At 63.5% G+C, this 15,213-nt stretch carries 16 protein-coding genes and 1 riboswitch; of the genes, 11 read left to right on the forward strand and 5 right to left on the reverse strand.

Going from position 1 to position 15,213, the window contains the following annotated elements; translation table 11 throughout:
- Window positions 1-9 precede the first annotated feature (9 nt).
- Window positions 10-717 carry an NYN domain-containing protein gene (locus A0W34_RS05205; protein ID WP_003945733.1) on the reverse strand — a complete coding sequence of 236 codons (708 nt, stop codon included), beginning with the start codon at window positions 715-717 and terminating at the stop codon, window positions 10-12.
- Window positions 714-1,472 carry a tRNA (guanosine(46)-N7)-methyltransferase TrmB gene (gene trmB, locus A0W34_RS05210; RefSeq protein ID WP_007734493.1) on the reverse strand — a complete coding sequence of 253 codons (759 nt, stop codon included), beginning with the start codon at window positions 1,470-1,472 and terminating at the stop codon, window positions 714-716. Before trmB ends, A0W34_RS05205 begins: the two co-directional genes overlap by 4 nt.
- A gap of 163 nt (window positions 1,473-1,635) precedes the next feature.
- On the opposite strand from trmB, the gene A0W34_RS05215 reads away from it, so the two are divergent.
- The 6 genes from A0W34_RS05215 to epsC all read left to right on the forward strand — a co-directional run bounded on the left by A0W34_RS05215 (window position 1,636) and on the right by epsC (window position 8,182).
- Window positions 1,636-2,568 (forward strand): GTPase domain-containing protein, encoded by a 933-nt coding sequence (locus tag A0W34_RS05215; protein WP_232329988.1) that lies wholly within the window; start codon window positions 1,636-1,638, stop codon window positions 2,566-2,568.
- A gap of 181 nt (window positions 2,569-2,749) precedes the next feature.
- The gene (locus tag A0W34_RS05220) at window positions 2,750-3,901 is read left to right on the forward strand and encodes a hypothetical protein (protein WP_232329989.1); all 1,152 of its coding nucleotides are present in this window, start codon (window positions 2,750-2,752) and stop codon (window positions 3,899-3,901) included.
- A gap of 134 nt (window positions 3,902-4,035) precedes the next feature.
- Window positions 4,036-4,374, forward strand: a complete 339-nt coding sequence (locus A0W34_RS05225) for a DUF6802 family protein (RefSeq protein WP_063314962.1) — start codon at window positions 4,036-4,038, stop codon at window positions 4,372-4,374.
- Window positions 4,375-4,651: 277 nt separating this feature from the next.
- The gene (locus tag A0W34_RS05230; protein ID WP_003945806.1) at window positions 4,652-6,481 is read left to right on the forward strand and encodes a phosphoenolpyruvate carboxykinase (GTP); all 1,830 of its coding nucleotides are present in this window, start codon (window positions 4,652-4,654) and stop codon (window positions 6,479-6,481) included.
- Between the two features lie 181 nt (window positions 6,482-6,662).
- Window positions 6,663-7,598 carry a cysteine synthase A gene (cysK, locus tag A0W34_RS05235; protein ID WP_003945916.1) on the forward strand — a complete coding sequence of 312 codons (936 nt, stop codon included), beginning with the start codon at window positions 6,663-6,665 and terminating at the stop codon, window positions 7,596-7,598.
- A 5-nt stretch (window positions 7,599-7,603) separates the two neighbouring features.
- On the forward strand, window positions 7,604-8,182 hold the full coding sequence (gene epsC / locus A0W34_RS05240) for a serine O-acetyltransferase EpsC (RefSeq protein ID WP_003945907.1): 579 nt from the start codon (window positions 7,604-7,606) through the stop codon (window positions 8,180-8,182).
- Between the two features lie 57 nt (window positions 8,183-8,239).
- Here epsC and A0W34_RS05245 read toward each other — a convergent pair whose 3' ends face one another.
- From A0W34_RS05245 to A0W34_RS05255, 3 genes are read right to left on the reverse strand one after another with little or no spacing between them, the layout of a single operon-like run.
- Window positions 8,240-8,548: a hypothetical protein gene (locus A0W34_RS05245; protein ID WP_007734501.1), complete on the reverse strand. Its 309-nt coding sequence runs from the start codon at window positions 8,546-8,548 to the stop codon at window positions 8,240-8,242.
- A gap of 28 nt (window positions 8,549-8,576) precedes the next feature.
- Window positions 8,577-9,524 (reverse strand): cation diffusion facilitator family transporter, encoded by a 948-nt coding sequence (locus A0W34_RS05250; RefSeq protein WP_081557422.1) that lies wholly within the window; start codon window positions 9,522-9,524, stop codon window positions 8,577-8,579.
- Between the two features lie 10 nt (window positions 9,525-9,534).
- On the reverse strand, window positions 9,535-10,473 hold the full coding sequence (locus tag A0W34_RS05255) for an alpha/beta hydrolase (protein ID WP_007734503.1): 939 nt from the start codon (window positions 10,471-10,473) through the stop codon (window positions 9,535-9,537).
- 52 nt (window positions 10,474-10,525) lie between these two features.
- Here A0W34_RS05255 and A0W34_RS05260 point away from each other — a divergent pair, with 52 nt between their 5' ends.
- From A0W34_RS05260 to A0W34_RS05280, 5 genes are all read left to right on the forward strand, one after another.
- Window positions 10,526-11,134: a TetR/AcrR family transcriptional regulator gene (locus A0W34_RS05260; protein WP_081557423.1), complete on the forward strand. Its 609-nt coding sequence runs from the start codon at window positions 10,526-10,528 to the stop codon at window positions 11,132-11,134.
- Between the two features lie 16 nt (window positions 11,135-11,150).
- A riboswitch (cobalamin riboswitch) is annotated at window positions 11,151-11,286 on the forward strand.
- A gap of 117 nt (window positions 11,287-11,403) precedes the next feature.
- Window positions 11,404-12,411, forward strand: coding sequence for a FecCD family ABC transporter permease (locus A0W34_RS05265; protein ID WP_007734507.1), 1,008 nt, complete (start codon window positions 11,404-11,406; stop codon window positions 12,409-12,411).
- On the forward strand, window positions 12,408-13,226 hold the full coding sequence (locus A0W34_RS05270; protein ID WP_081557424.1) for an ABC transporter ATP-binding protein: 819 nt from the start codon (window positions 12,408-12,410) through the stop codon (window positions 13,224-13,226). Before A0W34_RS05265 ends, A0W34_RS05270 begins: the two co-directional genes overlap by 4 nt.
- Entirely contained in the window at window positions 13,223-14,284 is a 1,062-nt protein-coding gene (locus A0W34_RS05275; protein ID WP_058039150.1) for an ABC transporter substrate-binding protein, read from the forward strand. Before A0W34_RS05270 ends, A0W34_RS05275 begins: the two co-directional genes overlap by 4 nt.
- Window positions 14,281-14,982, forward strand: coding sequence for a (2Fe-2S) ferredoxin domain-containing protein (locus A0W34_RS05280; protein WP_054781993.1), 702 nt, complete (start codon window positions 14,281-14,283; stop codon window positions 14,980-14,982). The genes A0W34_RS05275 and A0W34_RS05280 overlap by 4 nt, the downstream gene beginning before the upstream one ends.
- The last annotated feature ends 231 nt before the right edge of the window (window positions 14,983-15,213 follow it).

Raw genomic sequence — 15,213 nt, forward strand, 5'->3', positions numbered from 1 at the left:
GATCAACTCCTACTCGGCAACACTTTTTCGCCCGATGAGCAGGGCAGAAAGCGGTCGGAACGGCTGCAACCAGGCGCCCTCGTCGGGCAGGGTGTCCAGGCTTACCCGTGGCAGAGGCTCACGGAAGACACCTGGGATGTCCTCGAGATCGACGAAGTCCAAGATATCGGACGACACAGCCCAGCTGGCGTGTTCACGGAACCCGAGAACCTGGACCGGGATGCCGGTTGCTGCGATGTCCTCGAGAGGTTCGCGGAACGCTTGGCCGTCGGCGGACGCGACCATGATTCCGGCGAGGCCCTCGCCGTACCGGAGCGCGATGTGCTCGAGCATGTCCGAATCGACATCGCTGTCTTCATCGACCTTCGGCTTGGCGAACACCGCGAAACCCACGTTACGCAAGGCTTCGACCCAAGGACGAACGACGTCGGCGCTGCCGGACGCGATGTTGGTGAAGACGGTCGCTTCAGGCTCGAGCGTGCCGCTGTTCTGTGCGGACAGTTCGGCGGTGCGAGAGAGCAGCCAACGACCCAAAGCGTCGAATCGTGGCCGGTAGGCGGCGGTAGGCCGGCCACCGAGGATGGCGCCGAGGCCCATGTCGAGGTTAGGGGCGTCCCAGACCAGAAGCACCCGCTTGGGGTGGCGGGAGTCACGACCGAAGTCGAGAGGAGATTCCGACGACGTCACGTCGTCGGATAGCTGTTCGCTGACGCTCATGCTCTGATCTTCCCCCATATAAGCTCGGTGATTGCACTTCCGACCTTATGGGCTTTGTCCTCGAACTTGGTGACCGGACGCTCGTGGGTCATCGGAGACTCCCAGTCGAGTGCGGTCAGCAGCGGCTCGGCATTGCCGGCTTCTTCGATCCATTCGGCGTACTCGGCGTGATCGGTTGCCACGTGCAGGACTCCGCCGGGCTTGAGGCGGTTGGCGATCAGCGAGAACGTCGGCCCCTGCAGGAGGCGACGCTTGTGATGGCGGGCCTTGGGCCACGGATCCGGGAAGAACACCCGGACGCCCGTCAGGGACTCGGGGGCGACCATGTTCTCGAGTACGTCCATCGCGTCACCGCGCAGTACGCGGACGTTGGGAATTTCTTCGCGTTCGACCTGCTGGAGAAGCTGCGCCAGCCCGGGGCGGTACACCTCGATCGCGATCAGGTTCACGTGCGGTTCCGCCTTGGCCATTGCGGCCGTCGCGGTGCCGGTACCCGAACCGATCTCGATGATCAGGGGTGCTTCACGTCCGAACCAGGCGTTCGCGTCGAGCGGTGTGTCCGAGACGTCGGCGCCGATGAGCGGCCACTGACGGTCCCAAGCCTGCTGCTGTGCGTCGGTCAGCGCACCCCGGCGAGAGCGAAAGCTGGTCACTCTCGGATGGAGACGGGACCCCTTGGTGTGGTCCGTCTGCCCCGTGTCAGGGGTCTGCGGTGCATGCTGATCGGCTTCGTTCACGAACCCATTGTCACGCATGACCCCCGTTTAGCGCAGACGGGTCTGAAGTTTGAGTTGAGACTTTCCACGGAAAGTCCTGAAACCGTCGACTTCGGACTGTCGGCGAAAGGGCAGTGTCACCTGCCGTCCTTGCCGAGAACCTGACAGAATCTCACCGACACGATGGGGACGTGGGGTGGGGATGAACACAGGATTTGCATGCAGTAATTGGTCACGAATGTTGCCCGCAGAATCGATCGACGACGCCTGCTCGGAGCCGATCGATCAGTTGCGCGCTCTGGCATATCGGCTGACATCGATCGATTCGGGAGCCGCCGAGGCGGTTCACTCCGTGCTCGGATCGCTGACAGCGCCGCTCGAGCTGGTGGTCGCCGGGCGAGCCGGGGTGGGGCGGTCGTCTTTGGCGCGAATCCTGAGGCGCGACGACCGGTTCTCGCGCAGAGTTGTCGGCGCACCGGTTGTGGTGACCGAGTCGAGGGCATTCGATGTCCCTGGAACGTCGAACCCCGATCTGGGTCGTCGTTGCGTTGTCTACGTGGTGGTCGACGCGGTCCGCGACGTCGACGGCCGAGCCATTGCTCGAGTTTCCGATCGTGTGGTCGTCGCTGCGAACAAGGCTGACTTGTTCGGTCCGCGCTGGGACGAGGCGCTGGGACGGGCGGCGGAAATCTCGGAGAACGTCGGCGTGCCCACGGTTCCGGTGGAGACACTGACCGGGCGCGGCGTCGAAGAGTTGTTCGCGGCTCTCGGACCTGTTCTGGAGGCGCAGTGGTGGGGCCGGGTCGAGCAGATCGGCCCGGCGCTGAGGCGATCTGCCTCGCGCAGCGCTGCGGGCAGGGACGAGATCGAGTTGTATCTGAGTTCGGACTCCGCGGTGTTGTTCGGCGCTGCGGCGGCGATGATGAGCCCCGAAATTCGAGCCCTGCGTCAAGGCGAGCCTCCCGATCCTCGTACCGCTGACGACGCGGGCACGTGCAGCCGGTGGTGGGGCGAGCTCGTGGACGAGTCGGAACAGTGTCCGCAACAAAGGGTCTCACTGATTCGACGCGGGTATGTGCGTCGGTGGGCGCAGCTCGGAGGCGATCGCTCTGCCCCGGCGGTGACCGATGAATAGCGTTTCGGTACTTCCGGATTCGGTGCTGCGCGTGGTGCAGCGATGGAATCCGGCATCCGATCCGGGTCGCCAGGTCGCCGCCGAAACATGCAGGGGCACTCGCATTTACGTTGTCGGTCCACCAAGGTGTGGACGGGAAGACGTCGCGCAGATGTTCGATGCTTCGGATGATTGTTCGTCAGTGACACGCGAGGTGGACGCCGACGTCGTACTTCTGGTCGTCGACGCCGCCAGTGTGATCGGACGCGAGGATCTCCTTCTCCTCGGCGACGCTGCGGCGCGCGGAACCCCGGTGGTGGTGGCGCTGACCCGCGTCGACGTCTATCGAGACTGGCAGGCGGTGCGCCGGCGTGATGCCGAGATTCTCGCTTCGCACTGCACCGCTTTTGCTCAGGCTCCGGTGGTCCCGATTGCGCCTGGTCAGGAGCAGTCACTCGTTGCGGTCGTGAGCCGGGCGGCACGGGAGAGGGAAGCAGGTGGTTCGGATTCCGGAGTCATCGCACAGACGCGCCGGATGATCGAGATGGAGATCCGGAATCTACGTGACGGTGTTCCTGGTGCCGAACTGCGGGCAGAGCGATCGCAGCTGCTCGCAGACCGTGACGGCCGGCGAGGCGAACGCCTGGTGCAGGTGCGAAGCCGACTGCAACGAGCGCGCGGGGATCTGTCACAACAAATCGCCGAGGCAACCCGGGCGACGGTCGCCGGGGCACGTGCCTGGGTCGACACGGCCTCGCGAGCCGAATTGGGCAGCGTGCCGACGCGACTGCAGCACGAGGTCGACCACCACACCCGGGTGTTCGACGCCGCGATGGCGGCAGCGGTGGAATCTGCGGGGACGAACGGATACATGCCTTCCCCGCAGATTCCGGAGGGCCTGCCGGGCCGTCAGCGCGGAAACGAGGACCGGGTGACAATTCTTGTCGGCGCGTCCGCGGGTCTCGGCCTCGGCCGTATCGCAGTGACTCCGCTGGAAATGATTCCGGCCTTGGAGTTCGCAAGTATCCCCGTGACGTTGATTCTGGGTGGCGCCGCGGCGTGGTGGTTGGCGCGATCTCGCGGGCTGACGGCCGATCGTGCCCACTCCAGGTCGTGGATCGTCGAATCGATGTCGGCGGTTCGCGCTCAGTGGGAGCAGCGAGTGCAGAGCGTGCTGCTCGAGGCCGAGGCGGATCTGGGAGCGGCGATCATGGCGGAGAGTCGCGAGCAGTTGGCGTCGGCGCAGGCTCGAATCGTGGAGATCGACGGTGAACTTCGTGAGCTCGCCGCGGCCAGATCGGGTCAGCTCGCGTCGTGCGAGCGCGACCTCGCCGTTTTGAACACCGCCTACTGATCATTTCGCGAGTGCAGAGTTCTCCACAGTGCGGCAATTTCGGCCACGACTGATCGTCGGGGTCTGGTAATACTGAGCGGACGGTTTCGGTAGGGGTTGCCGAAGCAGTAGGTCACCATCCAGTAGGGGGAGTAATGGAAGCATTTCTGATCACGGCCGGACACATCGACGGGCACGAAGCCGAAGCGCTCGATCCTGGGCGTATCGAGCCCGAGACCTTCGGGCCCGCGTCGGGACCGGTCGATGCCGGCGACCTGAACTTCGACGCCTTCGACTTGGACGGTGACGGAACGGTCGACAGCCGTGTCGTCCACTCCGACGACGCTGTCGTGATCGTGTCCGATTTCGATCGCGACGGTAGCGCCGATCGCCTCACGATGATCGAGTCGGACGGCGACTACTCGGCCTGGGAATGCAGTCGAGACGACGAAGGCGCCCTCGTGTGGCAGAAAATCGATGCCGGAGCGCTCTGAAAAGCTTCCGTTTATGTGCTCTGAGCGCCGGGTAGGCACCTGAACACACCAACTGAATCGTTTCTGTGACATTTCTGACCGCACCCGATTACCTGCAGGTGAACAGCCAGCGTTAACCTCAATACATAGGACACCCGGCGTCCGTGAAATCCACGTGAGTGGATGACGCGGCTGGACCCCGTCGAGAGGGGGACACCGGGATCGACTGGTATCGGGGCGCTGCAGTTCGCATCCGGTGTCACGAGAACCCGGTTCCGGCTCACCCCAGGAGAGTTTGATGACCTCAGCGACCATTCCCGGTCTCAATGGAACTGACGGCACGCCCCCCACGCAGCACAAGGAACTGCTTGCATGGGTGCAAGAGGTTGCCGAACTCACCCAGCCTGATCGCGTCGTCTTCGCAGACGGCTCGGACGAAGAATGGGACCGACTGACAACGAAGTTGGTCGAGGCAGGAACCTTCACCCGCCTCAACGACGAGAAGAAGCCGAACTCTTTCCTCGGCAACTCCGATCCGTCCGATGTCGCGCGAGTCGAATCGCGTACGTACATCTGCTCGAAGGAAGAAATCGACGCAGGTCCCACCAACAACTGGATGGACCCGGCGGAGATGCGCACCCTCATGGGTGACCTGTACCGCGGTTGCATGCGTGGACGCACCATGTACGTCGTGCCGTTCTGCATGGGCCCCCTCGACGCCGAGGACCCGAAGCTGGGCGTCGAGCTCACCGATTCCGAGTACGTCGTCGTCTCCATGCGCGTCATGACCCGCATGGGCAGCAAGGTTCTCGACAAGCTCGGCACCGACGGGTTCTTCGTCAAGGCGCTGCACTCGCTGGGCGCTCCGCTGGCCGAAGGCCAGGAAGACGTCGCGTGGCCGTGCAACGACACCAAGTACATCACCCACTTCCCCGAGGATCGTGAGATCTGGAGCTTCGGTTCCGGCTACGGCGGAAACGCTCTCCTGGGCAAGAAGTGCTACTCGCTGCGTATCGCCTCGGCAATGGCGCACGACGAGGGCTGGCTGGCCGAGCACATGCTCATCCTCAAGCTCATCTCGCCCGAGGACAAGGCCTACTACATCGCGGCGGCATTCCCCTCCGCTTGTGGCAAGACCAACCTCGCGATGATCCAGCCGACCATCCCCGGGTGGCGCGCCGAGACCCTCGGTGACGACATCGCCTGGATGCGTTTCGGTGAGGACGGACAGCTGTACGCCGTCAACCCGGAATTCGGTTTCTTCGGCGTGGCTCCCGGCACCAACTGGTCCTCGAACCCCAACGCCATGCGCACCATCGACCAGGGCAACACGGTCTTCACCAACGTCGCTCTGACTGACGACGGTGACGTCTGGTGGGAGGGCCTCGAAGGCGACCCGCAGCACCTGATCGACTGGAAGGGCAACGAGTGGACGCCCGAGTCGGGCACCCATGCGGCTCATCCCAACTCGCGTTACTGCACCCCGATGTCGCAGTGCCCGATCATGGCTCCCGAGTGGGACGACCCGAAGGGCGTGCCGATCTCGGCAATCCTGTTCGGCGGACGCCGCAAGACGACGGTTCCGCTGGTCACCGAGGCTCGCGACTGGCAGCACGGCGTCTTCATGGGTGCAACGGTCGGCTCCGAGCAGACCGCAGCAGCCGAAGGCCAGGTCGGTACGGTTCGCCGCGATCCGATGGCAATGCTGCCGTTCCTCGGCTACAACGTCGGTGACTACTTCCAGCACTGGATCGACCTCGGCAAGTCCGCGGACGCGTCCAAGCTCCCCAAGGTCTTCTACGTCAACTGGTTCCGCCGCGGCGACGACGGACGCTTCCTGTGGCCAGGCTTCGGCGAGAACTCTCGCGTCCTGAAGTGGATCGTCGAGCGTATCGAGCACAAGGCTGCCGGTATCGACACCCCGATCGGCGTCGTTCCCACCGGATCGGCACTCGACATCGAAGGCCTGGACGTGTCGGACGCCGACATCACCGAGGCCCTCGCGGTCAACATCGACGAGTGGAAGGCCGAGATCCCGCTCATCGAAGAGTGGTTCGACTTCGTCGGCGAGAAGCTGCCGACCGGCATTCGCGACGAGTTCGAAGCTCTGAAGCAGCGGTTGGCCTGATAAACCGCCCCCGTATGTAGTGGCCTGATGCCGCATTGGTTCAATTTGATGAACCGATGCGGCATCGGTCGTCTGTATGCCCTTGCCTGTAGCCGTTAAGCAGTTCAGCCGTTATGCAGTTCAGCCGTAAAGCAGTGATCAGCGAGCGGGTCGACACACTCGATCCTCAGGAGGACCAGATATGAGCGGGATCTACAACAACGTGACCGAATTGGTCGGGCGCACCCCGATCGTGCGGCTCAACCGTCTGACCGAGGGCCTGGACGCACAGGTCGCCGTCAAGCTCGAGTTCTACAACCCGGCCAACAGCGTCAAGGACCGGATCGGCGTGGCGATCATCGACGCCGCCGAGAAGTCCGGAGCACTCAAGCCCGGTGGCACGATCGTCGAGGGAACCAGCGGTAACACGGGTATCGCACTCGCCATGGTCGGTGCTGCTCGTGGCTACAAGGTCATCCTGACCATGCCCGAGACCATGTCCACCGAGCGTCGCGTGATGCTGCGTGCTTACGGCGCCGAGATCGTGCTGACCCCGGGATCCGAGGGCATGGCCGGTGCAGTCGCCAAGGCCAAGGAAATCGTCGAGCAGACCGAGAACGCCGTCTCGGCCAGCCAGTTCGCGAACCCGGCCAACCCGGCCATCCACGAGGCAACGACGGGCGAAGAGGTCTGGGCCGACACCGACGGCGCCGTCGACATTTTCGTGTCCGGCATCGGCACCGGCGGCACCATCACCGGCGTCGGACGCACCCTTCGCAAGTACAAGCCCGAGGTCAAGATCGTGGGCGTCGAGCCCATCGACTCGCCGATCCTCAACGGTGGCCAGCCCGGCCCCCACAAGATCCAGGGAATCGGCGCGAACTTCGTGCCCGACGTCCTCGATCGCGAGATCTACGACGAGATCATCGACGTCTCGTTCCCCGATTCCATCGAGGTCGCTCGCGCACTCGGCACCAAGGAAGGCATCCTGGGCGGCATCTCGTCCGGCGCCATCGTCTGGGCAGCACTCGAGTTGGCGAAGCGTCCGGAAAACGCCGGCAAGCTGATCGTGGCTGTCGTGTGCGACTTCGGCGAGCGTTACATCTCCACCCCGCTGTTCGAACACATCCGGGACTGAGACTTGTGAGTATCCTCGGGACAATTCGCGAGGACCTGCAGGCTGCGCGCGGTCAGGATCCTGCCGCGCGCAGCAATGTGGAGAACGCGCTCGTTTATTCAGGGCTGCATGCCATTTGGGCACATCGGGTTGCGCATCGCATGTGGGCCGTCCCTGCGCTACGCGGCCCGGCGCGAGTGCTCTCGCAGCTGACACGCTTCGTCACCGGCATCGAGATTCATCCCGGTGCCACCATCGGTCGACGGTTCTTCATCGACCACGGCATGGGCGTCGTGATCGGGGAGACGGCCGAGGTCGGTAACGACGTGATGCTCTATCACGGCGTCACTCTCGGTGGTCGCTCGCTCGAGCAGGTCAAGCGTCACCCGACGCTGGGAGACCGGGTCACCGTCGGCGCTGGTGCCAAGATCCTCGGACCTGTCGTCATCGGTGAAGGTAGCGCTATCGGCGCCAATGCCGTTGTCACCAGAGATGTTCCGGCCGAATCCATCGCGACGGGTATCCCGGCGGTGGCGCGGCCACGGACCACCAAGGAAAAACTGGTGGACCCGAACAGCTACATCGATCCTGCGATGTACATCTGAACGTATTCCTCGGATGGCCACCCCTCGTGTAGACGACGGGTGGCCATCGGCGTCTGCTCAGGCGCGTGTCAGGCGCCACCCGAGACGTCCCAGTACGGCCGCCGTCAGAGCGCCCAGTGCTGCTCCGATCAGGGGGTAGCAGGCGAGAATCAACCACTCGGGCGATTTGTCTGGGAGCGCCATGTAGGAGATGTCCAGGCTCGACTCGTAGTCGCGACTCATCTGCACACCCCGGATCGGTTCGTACGCACCCTGATAGACAATGGTGTCGTCACGACTGGTCAACATGTCGATCGCAATGCCCACCAGGGGAATTCCCCCGACTACAAATCCCAGAACCATCAGAATCACGATCAGTGCGCGCATCGAAAGAGCCTATCGCCCAGCCGAAAGTTCAGACTGCGATCGACGGTTCTTCAGGCGTCGAGAGGGTCAGGATCGCCCGCACGACGCGTGGGCTCTGCTCGAGTGAGCGTTCGAGTTCGCGCAACGTGTGGGCCACACGGGATTCCGCGTAGTCACCGACCAGGTCGACGCTGGCCACCAGGTAGACCTGTCGCGGCCCGAGGTATTCCATACGCAGGAACGTGATTCGGTTGATCTCGGGCAGTTGGGTGAGAGCTTCGACGGCTGCTGCCCGCAGCGTCGGTGAGGCCTCTTCGCCGACCAGGAAGCGGCGGTTCCGATCTATCAGAATGATTGCGATGACCCCGAGGAGAATGCCGACGAAGATGGAGCCGAGGGCGTCGGGGACGGGTGAACCGGTGACCTGGTGCAACAGAACACCGACGAACGCGATGACCAAACCGATAAGTGCCGCAGCATCTTCGGCGAACACGGCCCGAGTCGTCGGGTCGGATGTGTTGAGTGCCTGGGTCATGACGTCGCGGTTCACGGCGGACGCTTCGTTTCGGAGTTGTTTGTACGCCTGCCGGAACGAGATGCCTTCGAGGATGAACGAGACGCCGAGGACGGCGTAGGCGACACCGAAGTCGGACGCCGGTTCGGAATGGAACAGTTCCTGGATGCCATGGGTGATCGAGACACCCGCGCCGAGTGCAAACAGTCCGAGGGCGGCGAACATCGACCAGATGTAGGCCTCCCGGCCGTAGCCGAGTGGCTGGTCTCGGTCGGGAACCCTTTTCGAGCGGCGGTTCGCGATCAGCAGCAGCACTTCGTTGCCGGTATCGGCCCAGGAGTGGGTGGCCTCTGCGACCATCGATGCAGATCCGGTGACGATGGCGGCCGCCGTCTTGGCACCGGCGATCAGCGCGTTCGCCGCAAACGCCAGTACGACTGTCGTGGTGCTCTCGTCGGCCGATGCTTCCGTTTCGGTGCTCACGATTCTCAGGCTAGGCGGGTGACGACGGTTTCGTGCGGTGACGCTCGGCGACGGAGTGCAGCAGTGTGGCGACGGCGTCGTGGAACTGCGTCAGGCCCGGCTCTTCGACGGGAAAGTGCCCGCACCCGTCCAGCATCACGAATTCGGTGGGTGCGTTGATGCGGCGGAGGAACTGCAGGCTCAGTTCGGGTGGCGTCCATCGGTCGTCGGCCGGGTGGGTGAGCAGAACGGGCGTCGTCCGAAATGCTTCGGGTGCGGTGTGCTCGAACGAGAAGTAGCTGCTGAGGAATCCGAGTGGCACCCGAACACCGCCACCGCGCGGATCGGTTGCGCACAGCGTTGCGAGCTCCCGATTGCTGCTCATGTTCGCCACGTCGGCGACCCAACGGATGGGCACGCGGATACGGCCCACCAGTCGTTCGGTGCGCCGCATCAGGGGAGCGCCGTAGACACCCATCGGGCCGAACCGCGCCGCGGCAGCTCTGGCCGATGGATCCGAGGGATCGAGCAGGCAGGTAGCGACGACGGCGTCGGCCAGACCGGTCCGCGCGGCTACCTCGTAGGCCAGCAGACCGCCGATGCTGGCTCCCAACAACACCAGCGGCCGATCGTCGGCTGCCTTCTCGGCCCGGACGAGATCGCAGAGGAGATCGACCCACTGCTCGTACCGGACGCCGGCGGGATCGGCTACGACGGTGTCGCCGTACAGCGGAAGGTCAGGGAAGAGGACTTCGGCTCCGAGTTTCACGCCGATCCCGGCGAACGGCCACAACGCGCCCGAGTAGCCGCCGGCGCCGTGGATGCCGAGAACACGAACCGGCGCGTCTGGAACCACGGCCCGTGCGACGTGGACGGTGTTGCCGTTCCACTCCCACCACGTCGGGGTCGGCGCCGGCATGTGGTCGGTGTACCGGTCGGGCATAAACTTCGAGTAATCGGCGCTGGTCACCTACACAATTCTCGGTATCGGCGTCGCGGCTGACAACTCGCATCGGAGGACCGTGTCGACTCGGCGGAAAAGGCCCTCCCAGCAGCGCTCGAGGGCTACCTACGACGCGATCCTGGAGGCAGCTACTCGCGTTTTCGCTTCGGAAGCCATGGCAGCGACCACCAACCGGATCGCTGACGAAGCAGGGGTGTCGGTGGGCTCGCTCTACCAGTATTTCGGCGACAAGTACGAGATCCTCTCGGAGTTGGCGAACCGTCACGTGAGTGCTGCGCGGGAGAGTTTTGCGCTCTGCCTTGCCGACATCGTCGAGCGTGAGCTCTCCCCGGACGAGGCCGTGAGGATGTTGGTGGAGTGCGCGGTCGAAGTGAACAGTAAGCCGCGAGAGTTCTTTCACCTGCTCTACGATCAGGTTCCGCGTACGCGTGAGCTCATCGAGCAGGTCGAAGAAATGAATCGTCAACTGGTACTAGGCTTTTCGGAGTGCCTCCAGAGCCACGGTTTCAGTGCGGAGGATGCGTTGCTGACATCGCGGCTGACCGTGACTGCCGTGGACAGTCAGGTGCATCGGGTTGTGCTGGAATCGGATTCACCCGAAGAACTTCGAGTGCGAACGGAAGCCGTCGTACGGCACGCGAGATCGATGATCGGGTCGCAACCTTGATCCGGTGTCGAGAATGGTGACCGCGGTCCGTTATGGTTCTGACGTCATCATCGAGGTAATGGGAAGTCGGTGCAATTCCGGCGCGGTCCCGCCACTGTGAGGTCGTCCCTGCGTCGACCGTAGCCAGATACCACCCTCGTTGACGTTGTGTCATGCCACGAGGATGGATCGGTCACACCATGAATGCTGTTGGCGGAGCTCTGTCTCCACCTACCCACCTGCTTTCGCCGAAGGCTGGTGCGCCGCGAGGACGGCTCAGTCCGGGTATCGTGCTGCCCGCTCTGCTGGTCGTCGCCGTGCTCTCTGCTGTGTGCGCGTTGGCATTCGGATCCGAGATGCTCCCCGTGTCCACTGTGGTGGACGTGGTGCACTCGCGCTTCGGAGGCCCACCCGTCACGCGTTCCGAACTTGCGATCGTGTGGGGGATCAGAGCACCTCGGGTACTGCTCGGTCTGGCCGTCGGCGCTGGTCTTGCCGTCGCCGGCGCGGTGGTGCAAACCCTCGTCCGTAACGCTCTTGCCGATCCCCACCTGCTGGGAGTGTCGTCCGGCGCGAGTGTCGGTGCCACCGCCGTCATCACCACCGGACTGTTCGCCGGCGCGGGAGTGTGGGCGCTCAGTTTCGGCGCGATGATCGGGGCGTTGGGAGCTGCGATTCTCGTCTTCACCATCGCGACGCTGCAAGGCGGTATCACTCCACTGCGATTGGTTCTGACCGGCACCGTTACCGCATCCGCCCTGTCGGCGATCGCGAGTTTTCTGGTGCTGCGTACCAATGATTCCCAGGCCGCGCAGTCCGTATTGTTCTGGCTCCTGGGAAGTTTGGCCGGGGCATCCTGGGACAAGTTGTGGGCGCCGGTCATCGTTGTGTTCCTGCTGACGGCAGCGGTGTTCGCGCTGCACGGTTGGCTGGACGCGCTGGCGGCCGGACCGGACGTCGCGGCTTCGCTCGGTATTCCCATCCGAACCCTGCGAAACGTGCTGTTCGGCGTGCTGGCAGCGTTGGTCGGCACGATGGTTGCGGTGTCCGGCGCGATTGCCTTCGTAGGCCTGGTCATACCGCACGTCACACGCATGCTTGTCGGAGCCAGACATCGAGTGGTGTTACCGGCGGCAGCACTGATCGGCGCGTCCTTCCTGGTGTGGGTCGACGTCGTGGCGCGGACCTCGTTGCGGCCGACCGAGATCCCGCTGAGCGTGGTGACCGGGGTGATCGGGGCCCCGCTGTTTCTCCTGCTTCTCGGCCGTCGGCGCTACCGATTCGGTGGCAGTTCGTGAGCGCCCGAGCCCTGGCGCTGACCGCGTCCGGAGTAGTTGTCCGCATCGACCGTCGAACCATCGTCAAAGGCGTCGACATCGCGGCCGACGCCGGTGCAGTAGTCGGCGTGGTTGGTCCGAACGGATCGGGCAAGTCGACGTTCTTGCGTGCTCTCGCCGGTCTCGGGCCGATCGCCGGCGGTGACATTCGTGTCGGCGGCGACTCCGTGCACGCGATGCCCGCGCGGTCGCGGGCCAAAGCCATTTCCTTTGTGGCGCAGGAAGAGCAGAGTCCCGCCGATTTGTTGGTTCACGAGTACGTGAGTCTGGGCCGCACACCACATGCAAAGCCCTGGAGCGTCGGTGGAAAGCACGAGAATGCCGTCGTCGATCGTGCTCTGGGCGAGGTCGGAATGATCGAGCACCGGTTCTCTTCGATGGACACGCTTTCCGGCGGTGAGCGTCGGCGGGTGTTTCTCGCCCGAGGTCTCGCGCAGGATGCCGGTGTGCTCATCCTCGACGAGCCGACCAATCATCTCGACATCCGGCATCAACTCGAACTGCTCGATCTGGTCCGGTCGTTGGACCGGACGGTGATCATGGCACTGCACGACCTCGATTTGGCTGCGGCAGTGTGCGATCGGGTGCTCGTGCTCGCGGATGGAGTGGCCAGGGCGTTCGGACATCCATCCGACGTACTCACCACCTCGGTGGTGGCAACTGTCTTCGGCGTCGAGACTTTCGAGCTCGTGAACCCCGCGACAGGCCGTTCACACCTCGTATTCGAATCACGAAATTCTCAACTACAACAATCATTTTCGGAGAGTGCACTTTGATACATGTCAAGACCCGCGCGTCGTTCGGTGCGGTTGTAGCCGCGACAGCGTTGTTGACAGTTGCCGGCTGCTCGGCAACTGCACCGGTGGACGAAGCTGCAGACAAGACTTCGGTGACATTGGAGAACTGCGGGACCGAAAGCACTTTCCAGCTTCCGATCGAGAACGTCGTTGCGACAAGCAATGCGGCCAATATCGGCACCATTCTCCGAGTCGGCGGTTTGGATCGTCTCGCGGCAGTCGTGTTGAACACGAACAACGACGCGGTCATGGAGTCGATGTTCGGCCCTGGAATTGCGGATGTCCCACACCTGGACGGAACGATCACGATGGAGACGATTCTGGGTAAGCAGGCGGACCTGGTGGTCGGCTCCTACAGTGGCTTGTTCAAGGGAGCCTCCGGTGTGACGCCGGAATCGCTGCAGAGCAACAACATCGATGCATATGTGATCTCCGATAGTTGTCGGCAGAGTGCCGCAGCGGATTCCGCGCTCGGCACGATGGGTCCGTGGGATGCCCTTCGTGCGGACGTGACCAATTACGGAAAGCTGTTCGGAACCGAGGACACCGCCGCCGAGGCATTGACCGAATTGGATTCACGTTTGGCACGTCTGGAGTCCGCGCCAGATGCCGCCGACAAGCCGAAGGTGCTGATCTACGACAGCGGTGAAGAAGATCTGTACACCAGCGGAGGCAACGGAGCCCCCAACGGAATCATCGACGTCGCCGGGGGAACCAATGTGTTCGCCGACGTCGACAACACCTGGTTCAAAGCGAGCTGGGAGACCGTCGCGAAGTCAGAACCCGACATCATCGTGATCATGGACTACAAGAAGAGTGCCGACGAAGTACAGGGCAAGATCGACGCGATCAAGAGCCGAGAAGGCCTGCGTGACCTCGACGCAGTCAAGCAGAACCGTTTCGTCGTACTCCCGCTCGCCATGTTCACCAGTGGGTTCCCCAATATCTACGGCGCGGAACAGTTGCGCGCGAAGATCGAAGAGTTCGGGCTGGCTCCGTCGAGCAGCATCGACTGGACAACCGCGCCGTCGGCATGAGCAACAACCGGTGCTCGCGTCGGGTGATTGTCGTCTTACGGCCGACTGTCAGCGGCCTGGACGAGTCGGCTGCACGACGGATGCTCGACGCTGTTCAGGCGGGCACCGACGTCGACGTTCGTATTGCGTACCTCGATGTCTCCTCGCCGAGCCTTCACGAGGAACTCGATCGAGCCCATGTCGATGACGTCGACAAGGTCGTGTTGATTCCAGTTGCGGTGCCGAGGGATCGGTACCTGCTCACGTGGACCAGCAAGGCGGTTGCGAACTGGCGCGAAACCCGGATCGACGCCGAACTGGAAGTGACGCTCCATGAAACGGAAACGCTCGAAGGTGCGGTGGCCGGGCAGGTGATCGACGAACTCGACTCGGCGGGAAAGCCGATCACCGCGAGTCCGGCGTCGTATCGCAGTCCGGCGTGGTCCGTGATCGAGCAGCACGATAGGCATCTGTTGGTGTGCAAGGGCCCTCGCTGTATGGCGTACGGAGCAGGACCGTTGCACCGGGCGATGAGCGCGGCGGCCAAAGGTACCTCGTCGAAGGTGACCGGAACCGGTTGTCTGAGCCCGTGCAACCTGGGGCCGTTGGTGATCGCGAACCCCGGCGGTACCTGGTTCGGGCACGTGGACGCCGGTGACGCTGAAGCATTGGTCGCAGGTCAGGAGAATCAATTGGAGGATCACGTTCTGGACCGGTAGATACAGGTCGGCGAAACAGAGAACCCGCTGAGCGCGAAGTGCGCTCAGCGGGTTCTGTTGTCCTGTCTCAGGAACCGAAGGGAAGGGTTCCCGGCGGGATCTGGTATCCACTGCTGCCGACGGAGGCGCTGCCCCAGAGTGCGAGGAAAGCGTTGATGGCGTTGGTGAGCATATGAATGTCCTTTGTGAGATGACTGATTCGTTTTCGACGGTACCGGGTGGATCTGTGGA

The sequence above is a fragment of the Rhodococcus sp. BH4 genome (assembly GCF_002079265.1).
Lineage (GTDB): Bacteria > Actinomycetota > Actinomycetes > Mycobacteriales > Mycobacteriaceae > Rhodococcus_F > Rhodococcus_F qingshengii.